A 21,160-nucleotide genomic window follows, 5' to 3' on the forward strand; every position below is an offset into this window, starting at 1 on the left:
CTCCGCGCGCACGGGCGAACCCTGACATGTCCACCCCCTCAGTGATCAACCGAACGCCGCCAGAGGTTCGTCCGTCCGGCTCGGCCGCGGCGTTACCTCCTGACCTGCCCTCGGACGAGGGTGCCGGCTGATAATCTCGCGGCGCGTTCCGGAACCACCGCCCAGCGGTGATCGTTTGCCGTTCGACATCAGTCATCGGTCTGATCGACAGGAGTGCAACCCGTGGTCTTCAAACGCATGCTCGGCGCTCTCGGCGTGGGCGCGCCCTCGGTGGACACCGTCCTCGCGACGCCGCTCGTCCGGCCGGGCGGTGCGCTGAGCGGCGAGGTACGCCTCGCCGGCGGCGACTTCGACGCCGACATCGAGCACATCACGCTCGGTCTGGTCGCCGGGGTCGAGATCGAGGGCGGCGAGGGCGAGGCGAGCGGCCTCGCGGAGTTCTACCGCGTCCAGGTGTCCGGCCCGTTCCGGCTGGCGGAGAAGGAGCGGCGGACGATCCCGTTCCAGATCACGCTGCCGTGGGAGACGCCGCTCAACGAGGTCGAGGGGCAGCCCCTGGCCGGCATGGCCGTGGGGGTGCGCACCGAACTGGCCATCGCCAAGGCCGTCGACAAGGGCGACCTCGACCCGGTCGCGGTGGAGCCGCTCCCGTCGCAGCTGCGGGTGCTGCGCTCGTTCCTGGAGCTGGGCTTCCAGTTCCGGTCCGCCGACGTGGAGGTCGGGCAGATCTACGGCGTGCGGCAGGAGCTGCCGTTCTACCAGGAGATCGAGTTCTATCCGCCGCCCCGGTACGCCGGTCAGGTCGGCGAGGTGGAGCTGACGTTCGTCGCCGACCCGCACGGGCTGGAGGTGATCCTGGAGGCCGACAAGCGCAGCGGACGGTTCGGCGGTTCGAGCGACGCGATCGGCCGCTTCCGCGTGAGCCACGACGAGGCGCAGGCCATGGACTGGGCGGGCGAGATCGACCGCTGGCTCAGTGGCCTGGCGCACTTCGGCGGCCACGGTTACGGGCACGGCGGTCACGACTCCGGTCACGGCTTCGGTCACGGCGGCCACTACTCCGACCACCACGGCGGCCATCACGGCGGTCACCACGGCGGCGGTGCGGGTCTCGGCGCGGTGGCGGCGGCGGGCGCGGCCGGTCTTGTGGGCGGCTACCTCGCGGGCGAGGCGATCGAGGAGATCTTCGAGAGCGACGACGAGGGCGGCGGCGACGACTGGTGACCCGGCCGGCGCCCTCCGGGTCCCGCGAAGCGCGCCGCCGGACACCGCGAGGCGCGCCGCCGGACACCGCGAGGACCTGCGCCGTGCGGGCGAGCGGACGGCCCGCGCGGCGCGTTCCCGCGACGTTCCGGCGATGAGCCTCAGTCGGGGCGGGTGGTCCAGCGAGGGCCGTCAGGGGTGTCCTCGACCTGGACGCCGCCCCGGCCCATCGCGTCCCTGAGCGCGTCGGCGTCGGCGTAGCGGCCGGCCCGGCGCAGCTCGTCGCGCAGCGCCAGCAGCGGCCCGGCGAGGCGGCGCACCCCGGCCTCGGACGCCGCCTCGCCCAGCCGCGCGATGAGCAGCCGCATGAGGTCGCGGGCCTGGTCGACGCCGCCGTCGTCCTCCTCGGTGTCGGCCGACCACCTGACCAGCTCGGCCTCCAGGTCGAGCACGGCCCGGGCGGCGGCCGACGGGTCGCCCCCGGCCACCGCCTCCTGGAAGCGGCACTCGCAGGCGCGGATCGTCTCCGCCAGCGTCACCTGGCGCGCTCCCTGAGCCGAGGCCGACGACAGGGACGAGGGCGGCGTGGCGGCCGCGCCGCCGCCCTCGGCCAGGCGGCGCAGCTCCCCCAGGGTGAGCCGGGTGCCCGCGGGCAGCACCGCCCGCGTGTCCGGCCGGCGGATCGTCAGGCCGCCGCGGCCGGCCACCTCCACCTCCTCGGTGCCGAGGTCCACCAGGACGGCGGTGTGCTCGTCGAGGCCGAGGACGGCGGTGCCCGGGGGCAGCTCCCGCTCCATGCGCGACAGCCGCCGCTCCCCCAGGTAGCAGTAGCGGGTGTCGTGGGTGCCGCCCTCGGCGTTGTCGAAGTGGGGGATCACGACGACCCGCAGCCCGAGCGGCTCCAGCAGGTCGAGCCCCGGCCGCCAGTGCGGTTCAGCGCCCGCCTTGTAGATCTCGTACACGGGCGCCGTCGCCACCCCGGCGGTGCAGGCCGCCGCCGAGGCGAGGACCGTCGCGCCCCGCCGGGCCCGGACGCGGGCCCGCAGGTCGCCGCCCACGGGCCCGTCGTTCCAGCGTTCCAGCGCGTACGTGGGGCTGCCCGGCCCCGAGAACACCCAGTCGGCGCCCGCGACGCCCTCGGCCACCCGCACCTCCAGGCCGACGCTGCGCGCGAAGTAGCGGCGGGCGCGGGCGCTGATGTCGGCGCGGTTCTCCTGGAAGGCGTACGGCGTGTCGAGGAGGACGGCGCGCGCGCCGGCCGGGAGCCGCCGGGCCACGGAGCGGTGGACCTCCACCATGGTCGGGCTCGTCTCCCCCGACCCCATCAGCACCAGCACCCCGGGCATCGGCCTGCCGCCTCTCTCTCGCACCCCGGCTCTCCCGGCCGACACTCCGCATGGCGTGCGGGTGGCGGGAGGACACGCGGTCTCGGTTGAGACGCTCATGCTACGGGCGGACGCCCGCGGGCGCCGGGCCCAGCGGCGCGCCTCGGCCGTCCCGGCGCCGGGAGAGCCGCCCGACGAGGCGGCCCGGCGGATCAGCGGCGTCGCGGCGCACGCGGTGCGGCACCTGGCGTTCCTGCTGGACGCCGGCCGTGGTCAGCTCGCGGCGGGGCGGGCCGCGCGGCGGCCGAGGCGCTGCATCGGCCGCTCCACGAACCGGTACGCCAGGGCGCTGACCAGCAGCACCAGGGCCAGCGCGGCGGCCGCCATGGACAGCTGCACCGGCAGCGGCGCCCGCCGCAGATCGCCCGTGACCTGGACGAAGTACTTCAGCAGCGGATGATGCACCAGGTAGAGCGAGTAGCTGATCAGCCCGATCCAGGTGAGCGCCCGGGGCAGGCGGCGCCCGCGCAGCGCCATCGCGCCCGCGAACGTGGCCGCGGCCAGCGCGACCGTGGTGATCCACACGTCGGGCTGGACCCACCACCATCCCGACCCGATCGCCCCCAGGGGCGCCGCGGCGACCAGCGCCCCCGTGACCGCCACCGGCCACAAGGGGGCGGTGCCGCGCTCCCAGCGGTGGACGGCGGTGCCCGCGAACATCACGCCGAGCACGGCGACCCCGAGCCACGGCACCCGGCCGCCCAGCACCGGCAGCACCAGAGCCATCAGGCCCAGCAGGCAGGCGCCGGCCGTGCGGAACCGGCCCGAGACGACGGCGGCGAGCCCGGCGGCGAACACGGCGCCCGTGGCGTACGCGAGCCAGCCGTCCGTCACCACCGCCCCCGCGAGCACCAGTCCGACGACGACCGACAGGCCGGCGAACAGCACGCTCAGCGCCCCGCTGCGCTCGTGCGCCCGCATCACGAACAGCGCCGTCACCAGCAGGTAGAACACCATCTCGTAGGACAGCGTCCACATCGTGTCGGCGACGCCGCCCACGCCGACGACGTCGAGCAGCATGGTCGCGTGCGCCGCCACCGCCGCCCCGTCGCGCGGCACCTCCGCCCGCACCGGCACCCACCAGGCCAGGCCGACCACCAGCGCGGCGACGGCCAGGTACAGCGGGTAGAGGCGGAAGGCCCGGCTGACCCAGAAGCGCCGCAGGTCGCCGTGCCGTTCCAGCGAGGCGGGGATGATGTACCCGCTGACCAGGAAGAAGACCAGGATGCCGTAGACGCCGAGGCTGAACCAGTACGGGCGCAGCGACGGCAGGAACCACGGGAGCATGTGCTCGGCGACCACGGCCATCGCGCCGACGCCGCGCAACGCGTCCAGCCAGGCCAGCCTGCGCTCCTCGCGCGGCGCGGCCGTGGGAGCGGGACGGGAGCCGGGGGGACGGGCGGGGGCGGGCGACACCCGCCCCAACCTACCCGGAGTGCCTCGGGTGATGCGATGCGGCGGCGAACGGGCACGGTGCCCGGCGTCCTCGCCCGCGCTCGACGCGTCTACCAGCCGATCCGGTTCTTGCCCGCGACCAGGGCCCGGGCGATGACCAGCCGCTGGATGTCGTTCGTGCCCTCGCCGATGGCCATCAGCGGCGCGTCCCGGTACAGCCGCTCCACCACGAACTCCTGGGAGTAGCCGTAGCCGCCGTGGATCCGCATGGCCTCCAGCGACGCCTTCAGCGCCACCTCGGAGGCGAAGTACTTGGCCATGCCCGCCTCCATGTCGATCCGCCCGCCGCCGTCGGCCCGGGAGGCGGCCCAGTAGGTGAGCAGGCGGGCGGCCTGGATCTCGGTGGCCAGGTCGGCGAGCTTGAGCTGGACGGCCTGGAAGTCGGCGATCGGCTGCCCGAACGCGGTGCGCTCGCGGGCGTAGGAGAGGGCGGCGTCGTAGGCGGCCTGGGCGACGCCGACCGCGCGGGCGGCGATGTTGACGCGGCCCATCTCCAGCCCGCCGAGCACCTGCTGCATGCCCCGGCCCTCGACGCCGCCGAGCAGCGCCGAGACCGGCACGCGCACGCCGTCGAGCACGACCTCGCACGTCTCGGTGCCCTTGTAACCGAGCTTGGGCAGGTCACGGCTGACGGTGAAGCCCTCGGCCGACGGGTCGACCAGCAGCACCGACATGCCCTTGTGCGCGGGCTCGGTGACGGAGGTCTTGACGAGCACGGGCAGCGGGTCGGCGTGGCGGGCGTTGGTGATCCACGTCTTGGTGCCGGTGACGACGTAGTGGTCGCCGTCGCGGACGGCCCGCGTGCGGATGCCCTGGAGGTCGGTGCCCGCGGCGGGCTCGGTGAGCGCGATGCCGGTGCGGCGGGCGCCGGCGGCGAGGTCGGGCAGGTGGCGGCGTCTCTGCTCGTCGGTGCCGTGGCGGGCGATCATCCAGCAGGCGATCGAGTGGGAGCCCAGGATGCCCGCGACGCCCATCCAGCCGCGCGCGATCTCCTCGAAGACGAGCGCGAAGGAGACCATGTCGGCGCCCAGGCCGCCGTACTCCTCGGGCACGGACAGGCCGAACAGTCCCATCCGCCGCATCGTGCCGACGATCTCCGTGGGATAGCGGCCGGAGTGCTCCCACTCGGTCGCGACCGGCACGATCTCCTTGTCCACGAACGCCCGGAGCGTCTCCCGGAAGGCCCGCTGCTCGTCGGTCAGCTCGAAGTCCATCTGCCGCTCCTCCGTCAGCGCCGCGCGGGGGCGGATCCGCGCACGGCTCCGCCGATCACGCTAGTGATCCGCCGTTTTCCGGGTCAACGTCAGGGCCGACGTACCCGGCGTGCGGCGGGGGCTCAGCGCCTGGACAGCGCGGAGACGACGTCCACGATGCGCGCGGCCCGCTCGACCTCGGCGCGGTGGAAGCCGGGGCCCTCGGAGCGGGCGACCACCACGTGCATGTCGTGGGCGGCGACCGGCAGCAGCATGAGCCGCAGCTTCTCGGAGACGCGCGTGGTGGCGCGCAGGGGCGGCTCGTCCAGGTCGAACACGGCGGGCGCGGACAGGCTGGCGTGCCGCACCTCGCCGCCGGCCAGTGCCAGCGACCACTCGGCCCAGCACAGCGCGGGCAGCGCGTCCACCAGCGTCGGGAAGGCCCGCCCGGGGTCGGCGGCGACGTGCATGAGCAGGTCGTAGTCGGGCGCCGAGCCCGGCACCTCCCTGGTGGCCCAGACGCCCTCGATGCGGACGCCGGGCACCGCCGACAGCCGGTCGCGGACCTCGTCGGTCGTGGCGGCGCCCGGCCAGGAGACGGTGAAGTCGTCCACGGCCCGGCCGGACTCGCGTTCGAGCACGGTGACCTGCAGAATGTCGGCGCCCAGCGCGCCGAGCGCCCGGGCGACCTGGCCGAGCCCGCCCGGCCGGTCCGGCAGCGACACCCTCAGTCGCAACAGCATCGGCGCCCTCCTTTCGAGGGCTCCCACAGTGCCGCCACAACGTTTCGAGAATGTTTTAGGCATATGTCGCGCATGCTGCGGTTATATCCCAATATTTGATCGCGCAGCAGGTCCGTCACAGAGCCTTTGCCGCCTGCGGCCTGCGCCTTTCCGCGCAGGCCCGGCGACCCAGGCCACGGTCAGGCGAAGACGTCCTGCTGGTAGCGCCCCTGCTCCTCCAGGGACGCCAGCCACGCCTCCCCGTCGCCGCCCGTGCGGTCCCGGTGGATCGCGGCGAGCGCCGCGCGGACCGCAGGGGCCATGCGCAGCCCGTCGCCGCACACGTACACGTGCGCGCCGGCCTCCAGCAGCTCCCCGACGCGGTCCGCCTCGGCGGCCACCGCGTCCTGGACGAACCGGTACGGGTGCCCCGGCACGGCCGAGAACGCCTCGTGCACCCGGACGTGCGGCGCCTCGGCCCAGCGCGCCAGCTCCTCCCGGTACAGGAAGTCGTGCCCGGGGTGGCGGCACCCGGTGAACACCTCGACCGGCCCGCCCGCCCCGCTCAGCGCGCGCTCCTCCAGGAACCCGCGCAGGGGCGCGAACCCGGTGCCCGGCCCCACCAGGATCACCGGCGTCTCGGGGTCGTCCGGCAGCCGGAACGGCGGCGCGGGCACCCGGACGTAGCCGTAGAACGTCTCGCCGGGGGCGAGGGCCGCCAGGTAGGCCGAGCACATGCCCTGGTAGCGCCCGCTGCCGGACCAGGCCGGACCCTCGACGAGCCCGACGGTGATCCGCACCCGGCCCGGCTCGGCCAGCGGCGAGGACGACACCGAGTAGTAGCGCGGCCTGATCGGGCCGGCCATCTCCAGGAACGCCGCCAGCGGCAGTTCGACGGCCGGGAACCGCTCCAGCAGCGCGAGCGGCGACACCCGCTTGGCGAGGATCTCGTCGGCGTAGTCCGCGGACAGGGCGGCGAGCTGCTGCCGGGTCCACGGGCAGCCGGTGTGGGCGGCCAGCGCCTCCAGGTCGGCGCGGGTGGCGACCTCCTGCAGCTCGGCGAACTCGGTCAGCAGCAGCCCGGCCGTGACGGGCCGGTCCACCGGCAGGTGCGTGCCGCCCCGGGCACGCAGCCGGACGACCTGCTCGCGCGGCACGCGCAGGCAGCGCAGCGCCCACTCAACCAGCTCGGGGTCGTTCTTGGCGAAGACGGCCAGGTGGTCGCCGGCGGAGTAGGTGACGCCCTCGGGCAGCTCGGCCACGATCGAGCGGACCCCGGGCCGCGGCGCCTCGACGGAGAAGTCCCAGAGCCCTGACGGGTCGTGGGTCAGCTCCTCGCTGGACACGACGGTCAGCGGGAAGGCGCGCTCGGAGACGACGGCGGGCCGCACCTCGGCCTCGGTCAGCACCTCCACCTCGTAGCGGGGGCCGGCGTCGGCGGCCGAGGCGCTGTACTCCTCGGCGAGGGCCGCCCACAGCTTCGCGGTCCAGGCGGACACGTCGCCGTCGAAGTCGCCGTCCGCGTCGGCCTCGCCCCGCTCGACCAGCGGGACGGCGCCGGCGGCGGTCAGCTTGTCGTACGCGCGGCGCGGGAAGTCCTGGTACGTGGGCCACTGGGTGTTGCCGCAGCCGAGGACGGCCAGCCGCACCCCGGACAGGTCGGGCAGGGTGTCCAGGGCGTCGAAGCGCTGGGCGTTGTCGGGGGCCTTGCCGTTGTAGGAGGAGGCGACGACGACGAGCAGGCCCTCGCGGGGCGGTTCGAGGTCGTCGAGCGTGGTGAGCGTGGTGGCGAACCCGGACCGGCCGGCCCGCTCGGCGAAGCGCTCCGCGATGTCGGAGGCGGTGCCGAGGTTGGAGCCGTAGGCGACGGTGAGCGGCACGCCGGTCACCGCGATCTCCTGCCCGTCCCCCTGCTCCTCGCTCTGCGTGACCGCGGCGGCGGTGAAGCGCTCGTGCGGGCGCCGCTCGCGCACCTGGAGGGTGAAGCCCTCCGGCTTGAGGGTGAGCGTCTGCTTGATCTGCATCCGGTACGCCGAGGGGTCGGAGAGCGCGAAGCGACGCAGCAGCATCGCCAGCGTCAGCCGGGCCTCGGTGAGCGCGAACTGCCGGCCGATGCAGGCCCGTTCGCCGTTGCCGAACGGCTTGTAGCCGGCCGGGTGCTGCTCCTGCTTGCGCTCGGGCAGCCAGCGGTCGATGTCGAACTCCTCGGGCCGCTCCCACGCCTTCGGGTGGCGGTGCAACGCGGGCAGCACGATCACGGCCGGCGTGCCCGCGGGGAAGGGGTAGCCGCCGACCGTGGTGTCCTCCAGGGCGGTGACGGCGAAGGCGGGGATCGGCGACCAGGTGCGCAGCGTCTCGTCGAGGACGCGCGGGATCACGTCCAGCTTCATGATCGTCTCGTACGTGGGCGGCTCGTCGCCGGGCAGCAGCCGGTCCACCTCGTCGTAGGCCTGGGCCAGGGTGTGGGGGTGGCGCAGCAGGTTGTACAGCGCGAAGGAGAGCAGGCCGCTGGTCGTCTCGTGGCCGGCGATGAGGAAGGTGAGGACCTGGTCGCGGATGTTGGCGTCGGGCAGGCGCTCGCCGGTGAGCGGGTCGGAGGCCTCCAGCATCAGCCCGAGCAGGTCCTTGGCCCCGCCGGACGGCTCGGCCCGGCGCCGCCTGATGACGTCGTCCACCAGCTCCCGCATGGTGGCGATGTCCTGGCGGTAGGTCTCCTCGCTCCTGCGCTTGAGCTTGGTGACCACGGGGAGCTGCTGGTTGCGGACCATGGCCTCGGTCAGCGCGCCGCCCATGGCCTTGAGGAAGGGGTGCAACTCGGGCGAGCGGAACGACTCGAAGCGGTAGCCGAAGCCGGTCAGGGAGATGACGTCGAGGGTGAGCCGGGTCATGTCGTCCGACACGGGCAGGTCCTCGCCCTGGCGGGCGGCCCAGGAGGCGGTCAGCCGCTCGGCGATCTCCAGCATCTGCGGGTAGTACGCCTTCATCGAGCGCTGGCTGAAGGCCGGCATGAGGATGCGGTGCGCCTGGCCCCAGACCGGTTCGTCCAGCTCGGCGGTGAACAGCCCGTCGCCGGAGAAGTCGCGCACGATCGACAGGGGCGGCTCGATCCGCTTGCGGAAGCGCGTCTCGTCGCACAGCTCGGCCACCATGTCGGGGTCGTAGACGAAGACCACCTTGCGGCCGAGGAGGTCGAGTTGGAACAGGCCCTCGTCGTACCTGCCGGCGAGCTCCGTGAAGTGCGCCATGGGCGAGTGCGCCGGGATCTGCAGGGTGTTGCCGAGGATCGGCAAACCGGACGGAGAGGGGATCTGCTTCATGAACGCTCCCTGGTATCGCCTCTCGAGCAGCCATAACGATGGCCCGTACGTAGCCATACACCGTATGGCTATCGCTAGCATACGCTGTATGGCTGTCAGTGCGCGCAGGGGTGCCCCCCTGACTCCCGAGGAGATCCACTCGACGGCGCTGCGGCTGGTGGAGGAGGGCGGCGTCGAGGCGCTGTCGATGCGCAAGCTCGCCGCGGTCCTCGACGTCAACCCCATGTCGCTCTACCACCACGTCGCCAACAAGACGGCGCTGATCAGCCAGATCTGCCAGACCATGGCCGGGCGCCTGGCGCTGCCCGACAAGCCGGGGTCGCCGTGGCAGGAGCGGCTGCGCGACCTCGCCCACGCCTACCGGCGGATGGTCCATCGGTATCCGTCGCTGTGGGCGTACATCCACACCCACCCGGAGACCGTCGCCGACCACCAGGGCGGGATCTGGGACGTGTTGTTCCCGATCCTGGCCGACGCGGGCGTTCCGGAGGAGGAGCGGACGACCACGGCCGACGTGCTCCACGGGTTCGTGGCGGGGCTGGTGGTGACCGAGCGCCAGGGCCACCTCGGCCGCGACGACCCGGCGCAGGCGGACCGCGTCTACGAGACGGCCATCGACATGATCATCCGCGGTCTCCCCCGGCCCTGACCGTCAGGGCTGGTAGGCGCCCGCCGACGGCGGCGAGGACAGCGGCCTGCCCGCGATGTCGGAGGTCAGGGCCGTGCCGCCGAACCAGGCCGCCGACAGCGGCAGCCCGTTGCGCAGCGCCGGGGAGCCCGGGCGCAGCCGCAGGTCGGTGCGCGAGACGAAGCGCGGGTCCGTCATGGCGGTCCTCGGGCCGGGCCGGAAGCGGGCCGAGCGGGCCTTGTAGACACCGCCCGCCTCGTCGGCGCCCCTGCCGTCCTCGTAGCCGGCCTGCCCGCCGACCTCGACGGCGTTGTTGCGCAGCCGCAGGACCGCCGGCGAGCAGCCGCCGTGGCAGGTCCAGCCGACCGTGCGCCGCCCGGTCAGGTACACCGAGTTGTGCACCGCGATCGTGCCCAGCACCGGCCCCACCACGTGCCGCGGGCCGCGGGTGACGAGGAACGAGCTCTGCCGCAGCGACGAGGTGACGACGTTGAAGGCGAACACGTTGCCCGTGGCGGTGCTGCCCTTCGTCGCCCCCAGCTCGGTGAACGTCTCGTTGTCGTGGGCGCGGTTGTAGGTGACGAGGTTGCGGTCGCCGTCGAAGACCTCGACGGCCGCGCCGTCGCGGCCGTAGTCGCGGCTCGCCGCGTCACTGCCGGTGATCGTGTTGCGGGTGACGAGGTTGTCGTCGCCGTTGAGCAGGACGCCGAACGCCCCGGAGTCGTTGTCGGGGGCGTCGTCGTTGACGCTCATCTTGTCGTTGTCGGCGAGGACGCTGTCGCGCACGACGTTGCGCGAGCCGGTCGGGGTGATCCAGACGCCGGCGACGTTGTGGTCGGCCCGCACCCCTGCCAGGTGGTTGCCGTCGCCGCCGACCTCGAAGCCGGCCCACAGGCACCCGGAGGCGCGCAGGCCGCTGACGCGCCAGTGGTCGCCGCTGACGACCACGCAGTTGCCCTCCTCGCCGCTGATCGTGGCGAGCGGGCCCTTGCCGTACGGCTGGACGACGATGGGCCGGGCGGCCGTGCCGTTGGCGGACAGGGTGAGGGTGCCGGTCCACCGGCTGCCGCGCTTGAGGCTGACCGCGTCGCCGGGCTTCAGGTCGGCGGCGTTGACCTTGTCGAGCGAGCGCCACGGGGCGGTGGCGCTGGTGCCGGCGGCCGAGTCGTCGCCCTTCCGCGAGTCGACGTAGTACGTCGTGCCGGCGCTGTGCGTCGTTCCCGCGCTGTGCGTCGTTCCCGCGCCGAACGGAAGCAGGGACGACGTCAGGACAGCCGCTGACAGAAGGTTCACGCTCACCACGCCCGGTCATCAAGTTGAACGCTCAAGGAGGCAGGGCGTTAACGTATCGGCTCACCGCGCCAGACGCCAGATCCTCAGCGCGGGTCCGTCGCCCGGGATCACGTTCGTGTCCGAAGCGTTGTGGACCGGGGTCGCCGGACCGGGCAGCGGCAGCGGCGCTCCGGGGGCGCGGCGGGCGCTCACGAGCAGCGTCTCGGCCTCGCACTCGCGGGCGAACACCAGATGGTCGGCGTCGGCGTGCAGCCAGCGCAGGCCGCCGTGCCGCAGCGCCGGCTCGGCGCGGCGCAGCCCGAACAGCTCCCGGTAGGCCGCGAGGGTGGCGAGGTCCTGGTCGGCCGGGCGGTCCCACGGCATGGGGGTGCGCGCGTGCTCGCCGTTCACGCCGGTGAGGCCGAACTCGCTGCCCGCGAACACCATCGGCGTGCCCGGCAGCGTGGCCTGCAGGCCCAGCGCCACCAGGTGGAGGGCGCGCGAGCCGGTCACGGTGCGGATGCGCGGCGTGTCGTGGGAGTCGAGGAGCTGCCACGAGTGGACGAGCGAGCGCCACGACATGCGCGCGGCGAACGTCCGGACCGTGGCCAGGGCGGCCGTGCCGTCGCGGGCCGGCACCCCGCCGGGGACGCCGAGGAACTGCGGCAGGTCGAGCCCGGGGCCGCGCAGCCAGGTCCAGACGGGGCGGGTGAAGCCGCCGTAGTTCATGGTGCCGTGCCAGCCGCCGCGGTCGAGGTCGCCGGTGGCGTCGTGGGAGTGCTCGGCGACGAGCGCCACCTCCGGCCCCAGCTCGCGCCGCAGCAGCGCCGCGACCTCGTGCGTGAGGTCGTCCGCGCCGCGGCGCCCGGTCATGTTGGCCACGTCCACGCGCCATCCGTCGAGCGGCCCCAGCCACCGCTTGAGGACGGCCGGCACGCGGGAGCGCACCAGGTCGCTGCGCCAGTTGAGCTTCGGCAGCGTCTTGACCCCGAACCACGCCTCGTAGTCGCCGGTGTCGGGGTCGAAGAAGAACATCTCGCGCTCGGGGGCGTTCACGTCGGACACGGCGGCGGTGAACCACGGGTGGGTGTCGCCGCAGTGGTTGGTGGTGATGTCGCCGAGCAGCCGCATGCCGCGCGCGTGCAGCGCGTCCGCGAGCCGCCGCAGCGCCTCCTCGCCGCCGAGCAGCGGGTCGATCCGGTCGAACGCGGCGGCGTTGTAGCGGTGGTTGGAGCGGGCCGGGAAGATCGGCGTGAGGTAGACGGTGTCGACGCCGAGGGCCTGGACGTGGTCCAGGTGGCGGACGACGCCGTCGAGGTCGCCGCCGTAGAACTGCTGCGAGGTGCCGGGGCCGCTCGGGATGACCGGGTCGCGGTCCCAGTCGCGCGGCAGCGCCCAGTCGGGCAGCGGCCGGGACGCGCCGGAGCGGCCGAAGCGGTCGGGGAAGATCTGGTAGACGATCGCGTCGGCCATCCAGGCCGGCGGCGCGTCGTGGGCGACGAGCCGGAAGTCGGTGTCGTCGGTCACGTCGTGTCCGGCGAGGCCGCCGGCGGTCAGCCACACCTGGCCGCGCGCGGTGAGCAGCAGGAACCGGTAGCGGGTCACCGGATTGACGGCGGTGATCTCGGCGTGCCACCACACGTCGTCGGGGCCGTACCCGGTGACGTGCGAGGACGTCCTGAGCTCGTCCACGGCGGCCTCGGTGTAGCGGGGCTCGCCGTCCTCCACCGTGCGGACGTGCACGGCGGTGACGCCGGCGGCGCGCGGCGCGCGCAGCCGGACCGTCACCCGCGAGCCGAGCGACGGCGCGAGGTCGGACACGTAGAGCGCGGAGCCGTCGTGGTGCGGCTCCCCGGCGAACAGCAGCATGCGCCTATCCCTTCACGGCCCCGGCGGTCAGGCCGGAGACGATGAACTTCTGCAGCCAGAGGAACACGCCGACCGTCGGGATCGCGGTGATCAGCGTGCCGGCGGCGAACATGCCGAAGTTGGCGTTGCGCTGGTCACCGGCGATCATGCCGAACATGCCGACGGCGAGCGTCTTGCTCTCCGGGTCGCGCAGGAACACGCTGGCCATGATGAACTCGCTCATGATGCCGATGAACGCGAGCAGCCCGGTCACCGCCAGGATCGGGGTGACCAGCGGCAGGATCACCCGCCAGAAGATCTGCGCGTGGGTGGCGCCGTCCACGGTGGCCGCCTCGTCCAGCTCCTTCGGCACGGTGTCGAGGAAGCCCTTCATCAGCCACGTGTTCGCGCCCAGCGCCCCGCCCAGGTAGAGCAGCAGGAGGCCCCACACGGTGTCGAAGCCGATCGCCGGGTACAGCTCGGTGACCCGCGTGAAGATCATGAAGATCGTCACGATGGCCAGGAACTGCGGGAACATCTGGATGAGCAGCAGCGCCAGCAGTCCCACCCGGCGCCCTCGGAAACGCATCCGGCTGAAGGCGTAGGCGGCCATCATCGACAGCAGCAGGCTGGCGAACGAGGCGGCCAGCGCGATGAACACCGAGTTGAGGAACCAGCGGGCGAACGGGTAGCGGTCGTTGCTGAACAGGTCGGCGAAGTTGCCGAGGCTGGCCCCGTGCGGCACGAGGTCGGTGGAGGCGAGCGTGCCGAGCGGGTTGATCGCCGCCGATACCACGAAGAGGATCGGCACCAGGGCGAACACGCACATCAGCAGCACGAAGCCGTGCCGGAGCGCGAGCTTCACGCGTAGACCTCCTCCTGCTTGCGGGTGCGGCGGAAGGCCACCGCCGAGATGACGGCCACGAGGGCGAAGATGAACACCGAGATCGCCGCCGCGAAGCCGAACTGCGCGCCGCCCGCGCCGAAGGCCAGGCGGAAGGTGTAGGTGATGAGCAGGTCGGTCGCGCCCACCTGCGGGCTCTCGGCCGGGAACGGGCCGCCCTCGCTGGTGAGCTGGATGGCGTTGAAGTTGTTGAAGTTGAACGCGAACGACGAGATCAGCAACGGCGTGAGCGCCACCAGCAGCAGCGGCAGCGTCACCTTGCGGAACCCGTACCAGGGCGAGGCGCCGTCGATGGAGGCCGCCTCGGTCAGCTCGCGCGGGATCGCCTGGAGCGCGCCGGTCGTGACGAGGAACATGTACGGGAAGCCGAGCCAGAGGTTGACCAGGATGACCGCGGCGCGGGCGGTGCCGCTCTGGCCGAGCCAGTCGACGTTCGTCCCGAAAAGCTGGTTGATCAGGCCGAAGTCGCGGTTGAACATGTCGCGCCACACCAGCAGCATGGCGAAGGACGGCATCGCGTACGGCAGGATCAGCGCGATCCGGTAGATCTTGGTGCCGCGCATGCGGGGGTGGTGCAGGGCCAGGGCCACGGCCATGCCGAGCACGAACGTGCCGCCGGCCGAGGCCAGCGCGAACACCAGGTTCCAGCCGAAGACGCCGAGGAAGTACCCGGAGATCGTCGGATCGGTGAGCACCCGGGTGAAGTTGCCGAACCCGACGTTCACCTGCCAGCCCTGCGCCAGGTGATCGCCCCGGGCGTTGACGAAGTAGCCGCGCGCCTCGTCGGCCTTCCAGGGGCCGCCCTCGCCGTTGACGCAGTCGCAGGCGGCGTCGTAGACGAGGGCGGCGCGGCCCTCGACGGCGCGGCTCAGCCCGTTGGCCTTGATCACCCCGCCGCTGGTCGGCACGGCCAGCTTGGAGATCTCCTGGCCGCGGGCGGCGGCCTCGGGCGCCTTGAGCACGGTGAAGCCGGGGGCCCGCAGGACCTTGCCCGTGACGCCGACCTGCGCCCCGGTCACCGGGGCGAGCCCCTGCCCGGACCCGGCCTGCACCTGCTTGGTCTTGGGGTCCACGAGCAGGAACACCAGCTCGCCGTCGCGCAGCGCCGCGGTCAGCGCGTACTCGGGCGAGCCGGGGGCCTGCCGGACGGAGCCGGTCTCGATGGCGCTGACGGCCGCCTGCTTGTCGCCGCGGTGCCCGTCGCCGAAGTTGGTGAACGCGGTGCTCACCGTGTACAGGACGGGGAAGACCTGGAAGGCGAGCAGGCAGACGGTGCCCGGGATGAGGTACTTCGCCGGGACGAAGCGCCGGGTCAGGTACAGGTAGGCGATGCCCGCGCTCGCCGCGCAGAGCAGCGTGAGCGACACCCACGACCCGTCGGCGACCAGCGGCGGGGCGGCGTAGAGCAGCAGCGCGGCGGCCACGGCCAGCACCGCGACCCTGCTCACCACGAACGCCGTGGTGACCTCCCGGCGCGGCCGCGGACCCCTGCGGGTGTCCGCGGCCGCGTGCGCGTCGTGCGCCATGGCGTCAGTTCTTGATCGAGGAGTCGATGGCCTTCTGCGCCGCCTCGGCGGACTTGGCGGGGTCGCCGCCCTTGACGACCGCGGCCTCGGCGATGCCGAACGGCTCCCAGATGGCCGCCATCTCGGGGATGGCCGGCATGGGGAAGCCGTTCTTGCCGGCCTCCATGAACTTGCCGGCGTCGGCGTCGGCCGCCTGGACCTCCTGGAGCGCCGCGGTCAGCGCCGGCGGGCGCGGGTCGGCCGCGTACAGGGCCTTGGCGACGTCCTTGTTGGTGACGTAGTTGGCGACGAACTCCTGCGCCAGCGCCTTGTTCTTGCCCTTGGCCGCGACGAAGAACGACTGCACGCCGACGAACGGGGTGGCCGGCTTGCCGCCCTTGAACGACGGGACGGGCGTGATGTCGTAGGGGAAGCCGCCCTTCTTCACATCGCCCATGGCCCACGGGCCGGAGATGAGGAAGGCGCACTTCTTGGCGGCGAAGGTGGCGATGTAGTTCTCGTTGGTGATGGAGGTCTTGAGCGCCCCCTCGCCCTTCTCGCCGAGCTCCTTGAGCCGGTCGAACGCCTTGACCGAGTCGGCCGAGCCGACCAGCACCTTCTTGGGGTCGGGGTCGCCCGTGGAGGTCGCGCCGAACAGGGCGCCGCCGCCGGAGGCGAAGATCGGGTAGACGTGGAAGGCGTCGCCCTTCTGGGCGACCGGCAGGCAGAGCACCTCCTTGACCTTGCCCGCCTCCTTGAGCGCCTTGCCCTTGGCGACGAGGTCCTCGATCGTGGCGGGGGCGTCGGGCGCGAGGTCGGTGTTGCGGATCAGCGCGATGTTCTCCACCGCGTACGGCGCGGCGTAGACCTGGCCGTTGAAGGTGACGGCCTTCATGGCGATCTCGGGGAAGGCGGCCTTCTGCTCCTCGGTGAGGTTGACCGGGTCGATGGCGCCGTTCTGCACGAGGTTGCCGATCCAGTCGTGCGCGCCGACCATGATGTCGGGGCCGCTGCCCTGCTGCGAGGCGGTCAGGAAGACCTGCTGGTTGTCCTTGCTGATCTCCTTCACCTCGACGGTCACACCGTTATCGGTGCCGAACTGCTCGGCGAAGGGCTTGAGGGCCTTGACCCGGTTGGGGTCTGCCCAGATCACGAGCTTGCCGCCCTGGGCGGCGGGCGCGGTGGCGCCGCTCGACCCGGTGGGCGCCGCCGAGGGCGCGGCCTTGTCGCCACCACCGCCGCAGGCCGTCACGGCGACCGCCAGTGCGGAAAGGGCCGCCAGATGTGCCGCCGCACCCATGGCTCGCTTGCGCATCGGACCTCCTGAGGTCACGGAGGGAGCGGCGACGCGGGGAGGCGCCGCCGCCGGTAGATCCCTTGGGCCGCCCCAGCGGCGGCTTGTGTTTCCGCGACGTTAGCGAGACTTTGCAAGAATTGGAAGAACTTGCAGAAAGCGTTACCTGATTCAGACCCGGCATGACCCCAGGTTGACCCGAGAACCAGGGCTATGACCGGCCCGAGGTGCGTCCATGCAAGTTTCCGCAACTTGCGCTTGACCGCTGCCGAGCGCACGGGTCATCCTGCATCGGAACGTGAACCACCCACGGGGGAAGAAGGACGACATGGCCACCTCGCCGCACCCGCTGCCCGGCACCCGGCCCGCCGCCGGGACGCTGCCCGGCGCCGCGACCAACGACGACTGGTGGCGCGACGCCGTCGTGTACCAGGTGTATCCGCGCAGCTTCGCCGACTCCGACGGCGACGGCATGGGCGACCTGCCCGGCGTGCGCGCCCGGCTCGGCTACCTCAGCGAGCTCGGGGTCGACGCCCTCTGGCTGAGCCCCTTCTACACCTCGCCGCAGGCCGACGCCGGCTACGACGTGGCCGACTACCGCGACGTGGACCCCATGTTCGGCACGCTGGCCGACTTCGACGCGCTGGTCGCCGACGCGCACGCGCTCGGCATCCGGGTCATCGTCGACCTGGTGCCCAACCACTCCTCCGACCGGCACCCCTGGTTCCAGGAGGCGCTGCGCGGCGAACACCGCGACCGTTACATCTTCCGCGACGCCCCCAACGACTGGGAGTCCGTCTTCGGCGGCCCCGCCTGGACCCGGACCCCGGACGGGCAGTGGTACCTCCATCTGTTCGCGCCCGAGCAGCCGGACCTCAACTGGGAGAACCCCGAGGTGCGCGCCGAGTTCCGCGACATCCTGCGCTTCTGGCTCGACCGGGGCGTCGACGGCTTCCGCGTCGACGTGGCCCACGGCATGATCAAGGACGCCGGGCTGCCGGACGTCGGGCCGAAGGAGGGCCGCCAGGTCGAGCTGCTCGGCGACGAGCGGGTGCCGTACTTCGACCAGGACGGCGTGCACGACATCTACCGCGAGTGGCGGCCGATCCTCGACTCCTACCCGGGCGGCCGGATGGCCGTGGCCGAGGCGTGGGTGGCCTCGCCCGAGCGGCTCGCCCGCTACGTGCAGCCCGACGAGCTGCACCAGGCGTTCTCGTTCGACTTCATGATGGCCGACTACCACGCCAAGTCGTTCCGCACGGTCATCGAGAAGTCGCTGGCCGAGGCCGAGCTGGTCGGCGCGCCCACCACGTGGGTGCTGTCCAACCACGACAAGCCGCGCCACGTCACCCGCCACGGCGGCCTGGCCCGCGCCCGCGCCGCCACGCTGCTCATGCTGGCGCTGCCCGGCTCCGCCTACCTCTACAACGGCGAGGAGCTGGGCCTGCCCGAGGTCCTCGACCTGCCCGACGAGCTGCGCCAGGACCCGGCGTTCAAGCGCAGCGGCGAGAGCCGCGACGGCTGCCGCGTGCCGCTGCCGTGGACCGCCGAGCCCGGCTGCGGCTGGCGCGAGCCCTGGCTGCCGATCCCCGAGGACTGGCGGGAGCTGTCGGCCGAGGCCCAGCAGGACGACCCCGGCTCGACGCTGAACCTCTACCGGGCGGCGCTGCGGCTGCGCAGGGAGCACCCGGCGCTGGGCGGCGGCACCCTGCGGTGGCTGGAGGTCCCCGCGCCGGAGCTGCGCGAGGACGTGCTGGCGCTGGAACGCTCCCCCGGGCTCGCCGTCGTGCTCAACACGGGCGAGGAGCCGGTGTCCCTGGCCGAGCTGGGGCTGTCCGGCGAGGTCCTGCTGTCGAGCGGCCCGCAGCCCGCCCCCGGGGCGGTGGCTCCCGACACCACGATCTGGCTCCAGCTCGACTCCGAGACCCGCTGACCGCACCGTCCCCGCTCGCCGGTCCTCCCTGATCACCGGTCGCCCTCGTTCCCGGGCGTCCTCGGCGTCGCGGGCGCGGACGCGGGGGCGGGGGCAGAGCGCGGGCGCGCGGGCGGCGCGGGGGTGGGCGGCGCGGGGGCGGGCGCGGGTGTGACGGGCGTTGGGTGAATCTTTCCCTGCACGCGACTAACGGCGAATGTCACGGTTAGTAACCTCGGGGCGTGTCCGGCATCTGGGCGCGCTCCCTACGCGGGCGTGTCACGCTCGTCACGACGCTGATCGCGGCGGTGCTGCTGATCCCGTTCGGGATCGGGGCGGTCACCGTGACGCGCGCCTGGGTCGCGGCGAGCGTGTCCCGCGACACCCGCAACGTCGCCGAGCGGATCGCCACCGAGACCCACGCCGGGGCGTTGTGGCGGGGCGGCCGGATCCCGGTGCTCGACCCCACCGTGCCGCTCATCCAGATCGTCAACCCCCACGGCACGGTCAGCGCGGCCAGTGACGGGGCCGCCGCCATGCCCCGCCTGAGCGACCTGTGGCCGGCCCCCGACGACCGCGTCATCACCGCACGGCCGTGTGTGTCGCGGATGTGCCTGTACCTGACCGCCGTCCGCGTGTCCCTCGAACCGGACTCCAGCGTCGTGTACGCCGGGCGCCGCGCCCCCGCCGTGCTGAACGACCACACCCTGGAGACGGTGGCCGCGATCGAGATCGCGATCCTCATCGGCATCACCGGCTGGGCCACCTGGATGATCATGGGGCGGGCGCTGCGGCCGGTGGCGGCCATGCGCGCCCAGCTCGACGAGATCAACGCCAGCGACCTGAGCCGCCGCGTGGCACAGCCGGCCGGGGACGACGAGCTGTCCGGGCTGGCCGCCTCCATCAACGGGACGCTCGCCCGCCTGGAGCGCTCGTCCCGCCAGCAGCGCCAGTTCGCCTCCGACGCCTCCCACGAGCTGCGCACCCCCATCGCCGGGCTGCGCGCCCAGCTGGAGAGCGCCCAGCTCTACCCGGACGACACCGACCTCGAGGCCCTCGTCACCAGCGCGCTGCGCGACACCGACCGGCTGGAGGCGATCATCACCGACCTCCTCCTGCTGGCCCGGATCGGCTCGCGCGTGGACGACGCGGCGAAGGAGTGGCTGGACCTCGGGGAGATGGTCCGCGAGGAGCTGTCCGTCCGCAAGGACCGGGTCCCGATCCGGCTGGCGGTCGAGGACGGCGTGCTCGTCCAGGGCGTACGGCTCCAGCTCGCCCGGGTGCTGACGAACCTGCTCGACAACGCCGAACGGCACGCCGACCGGTACGTCAGGGTGTCGGTGGGATGCGAGGACGGCACCGCCGTGCTGGCCGTGGAGAACGACGGCGCGGAGATCGCCGAGGAGGACCGCGAGCGGATCTTCGAGCGGTTCACCCGGCTGGACGCGGCGCGCAGCCGCGACGCCGGCGGCACCGGGCTTGGCCTCGCGATCGCGCGGGACGTGGCGGTGGCCCACGGCGGCGAGCTGACCGTCGAGGACTGCCAGGGCGGCGCCCGCTTCGTGCTGCGCCTTCCGTCGGCGGCCCTGGCGGAGTGAGAGCAGCCGAAAAGCCCGTGACATCAGGGGATCGAGTGGCCTCCACTCCCTCATATCCGGAATCATGGACGCCATGATGGAGCAGGCGCCGGTGGGCATCGATCCGCACGTTCCCAACGCGGCGCGGATGTACGACTACTTCCTCGGCGGTAAGGACAATTTCCAGGCCGACAGGGACCTGGCGGAGATGGTGCTCAAGGTGATGCCCGACATCCGGGTCGGCACCCAGGAGAACCGCGCCCTGATCGGCCGGGTGGTGAAGCACCTGTGCGACCAGGGGATCACCCAGTTCCTGGACCTCGGGTCGGGGCTGCCCGCGCGGGAGAACGTGCACGAGGCCGCCCTGCGGCACGTCCCCGACGCCCGCGTGGTCTACGTGGACAACGACCCGGTGGTGGCCACCCACGGGCGGGCGCTGCTGGCCGCGCCGGACCGGGTGGCGATGGTGCAGGCCGACGCGCGGCGGCCGGAGGAGGTCCTGAACCACCCCTCGGTGCGCGCTCTGATCGACTTCGAGCGGCCCGTGGCGCTGCTCATGATGTTCTTCCTGCACCTGGTGCCGGACGAGGACGACCCGCAGGGGTTCGTGGCCCGCTACCGTGAGGCGCTGGCGCCGGGCAGCTACCTCGCGATCTCGCACGTGGGCAGCGACAGCGCGCCGGAGCAGGTGCGCCGGGTCAGCGACTTCTACCAGCAGGCCAACGCGCCGTTCTGCCCGCGTCCCGGGGCGGAGATCGCCGCGTTCTTCGGCGACTTCGAGCTCATCCCGCCCGGTCTGGCGACCGGGCTGGGCGAGGAGACCGGCTGGCCGTTCATCGACCCGGCCAGCCCTCCCCTGATCGACGAGGAGATCGCCCGCATGGGGTACGCGGGCATCGGCCGCAAGCCGGCCTGACCCGGGCGAGGCCGGGCGCCCACGGCGGG

Annotated in this window: 15 protein-coding genes; 5 read left to right on the forward strand and 10 right to left on the reverse strand. The window is 73.0% G+C overall.

The window, feature by feature from the left end:
* Nucleotides 1–222: 222 nt before the first annotated feature.
* Nucleotides 223–1,224, forward strand: coding sequence for a sporulation protein (locus HT134_RS03360; protein ID WP_175598748.1), 1,002 nt, complete (start codon nt 223–225; stop codon nt 1,222–1,224).
* Nucleotides 1,225–1,364: 140 nt separating this feature from the next.
* Here the strand turns inward: HT134_RS03360 and HT134_RS03365 are convergent, their stop codons facing one another.
* The 5 genes from HT134_RS03365 to HT134_RS03385 form a co-directional block, all read right to left on the reverse strand.
* A complete protein-coding gene (locus HT134_RS03365) occupies nt 1,365–2,573 on the reverse strand; it encodes a cysteine--tRNA ligase (protein ID WP_175598749.1) in 1,209 nt (402 codons plus the stop codon).
* 228 nt (nt 2,574–2,801) lie between these two features.
* Nucleotides 2,802–4,004, reverse strand: a complete 1,203-nt coding sequence (locus HT134_RS03370) for an acyltransferase family protein (protein WP_312887942.1) — start codon at nt 4,002–4,004, stop codon at nt 2,802–2,804.
* Nucleotides 4,005–4,093: 89 nt separating this feature from the next.
* Nucleotides 4,094–5,257, reverse strand: a complete 1,164-nt coding sequence (locus tag HT134_RS03375) for an acyl-CoA dehydrogenase family protein (RefSeq protein ID WP_175598750.1) — start codon at nt 5,255–5,257, stop codon at nt 4,094–4,096.
* Between the two features lie 122 nt (nt 5,258–5,379).
* A complete protein-coding gene (locus tag HT134_RS03380) occupies nt 5,380–5,979 on the reverse strand; it encodes an ACT domain-containing protein (protein WP_175598751.1) in 600 nt (199 codons plus the stop codon).
* A gap of 179 nt (nt 5,980–6,158) precedes the next feature.
* On the reverse strand, nt 6,159–9,275 hold the full coding sequence (locus HT134_RS03385) for a bifunctional cytochrome P450/NADPH--P450 reductase (protein WP_175598752.1): 3,117 nt from the start codon (nt 9,273–9,275) through the stop codon (nt 6,159–6,161).
* Between the two features lie 88 nt (nt 9,276–9,363).
* On the opposite strand from HT134_RS03385, the gene HT134_RS03390 reads away from it, so the two are divergent.
* Complete coding sequence (locus tag HT134_RS03390; protein ID WP_175598753.1) at nt 9,364–9,924, forward strand: TetR/AcrR family transcriptional regulator; 561 nt, start codon at nt 9,364–9,366, stop codon at nt 9,922–9,924.
* Nucleotides 9,925–9,927: 3 nt separating this feature from the next.
* Here HT134_RS03390 and HT134_RS03395 read toward each other — a convergent pair whose 3' ends face one another.
* From HT134_RS03395 to HT134_RS03415, 5 genes are read right to left on the reverse strand one after another with little or no spacing between them, the layout of a single operon-like run.
* Complete coding sequence (locus HT134_RS03395) at nt 9,928–11,196, reverse strand: right-handed parallel beta-helix repeat-containing protein (RefSeq protein WP_175598754.1); 1,269 nt, start codon at nt 11,194–11,196, stop codon at nt 9,928–9,930.
* A 60-nt stretch (nt 11,197–11,256) separates the two neighbouring features.
* Complete coding sequence (locus HT134_RS03400; RefSeq protein ID WP_175598755.1) at nt 11,257–13,044, reverse strand: glycoside hydrolase family 13 protein; 1,788 nt, start codon at nt 13,042–13,044, stop codon at nt 11,257–11,259.
* Between the two features lie 4 nt (nt 13,045–13,048).
* Nucleotides 13,049–13,852: a sugar ABC transporter permease gene (locus tag HT134_RS03405; protein ID WP_175600093.1), complete on the reverse strand. Its 804-nt coding sequence runs from the start codon at nt 13,850–13,852 to the stop codon at nt 13,049–13,051.
* A gap of 32 nt (nt 13,853–13,884) precedes the next feature.
* Nucleotides 13,885–15,453: an ABC transporter permease subunit gene (locus HT134_RS03410; protein WP_175598756.1), complete on the reverse strand. Its 1,569-nt coding sequence runs from the start codon at nt 15,451–15,453 to the stop codon at nt 13,885–13,887.
* A gap of 4 nt (nt 15,454–15,457) precedes the next feature.
* The gene (locus tag HT134_RS03415) at nt 15,458–16,747 is read right to left on the reverse strand and encodes a sugar ABC transporter substrate-binding protein (protein WP_175598757.1); all 1,290 of its coding nucleotides are present in this window, start codon (nt 16,745–16,747) and stop codon (nt 15,458–15,460) included.
* A gap of 307 nt (nt 16,748–17,054) precedes the next feature.
* Here HT134_RS03415 and HT134_RS03420 point away from each other — a divergent pair, with 307 nt between their 5' ends.
* The 3 genes from HT134_RS03420 (at nt 17,055) to HT134_RS03430 (ending at nt 21,131) form a co-directional block, all read left to right on the forward strand.
* Nucleotides 17,055–18,659, forward strand: coding sequence for a glycoside hydrolase family 13 protein (locus tag HT134_RS03420; RefSeq protein WP_175600094.1), 1,605 nt, complete (start codon nt 17,055–17,057; stop codon nt 18,657–18,659).
* A 221-nt stretch (nt 18,660–18,880) separates the two neighbouring features.
* A complete protein-coding gene (locus HT134_RS03425) occupies nt 18,881–20,236 on the forward strand; it encodes a sensor histidine kinase (RefSeq protein ID WP_312887943.1) in 1,356 nt (451 codons plus the stop codon).
* A 64-nt stretch (nt 20,237–20,300) separates the two neighbouring features.
* Nucleotides 20,301–21,131, forward strand: a complete 831-nt coding sequence (locus tag HT134_RS03430) for an SAM-dependent methyltransferase (RefSeq protein ID WP_246363534.1) — start codon at nt 20,301–20,303, stop codon at nt 21,129–21,131.
* Nucleotides 21,132–21,160: the final 29 nt, after the last annotated feature.

Source organism: Nonomuraea rhodomycinica (assembly GCF_013363995.1).
GTDB lineage: Bacteria > Actinomycetota > Actinomycetes > Streptosporangiales > Streptosporangiaceae > Nonomuraea > Nonomuraea rhodomycinica.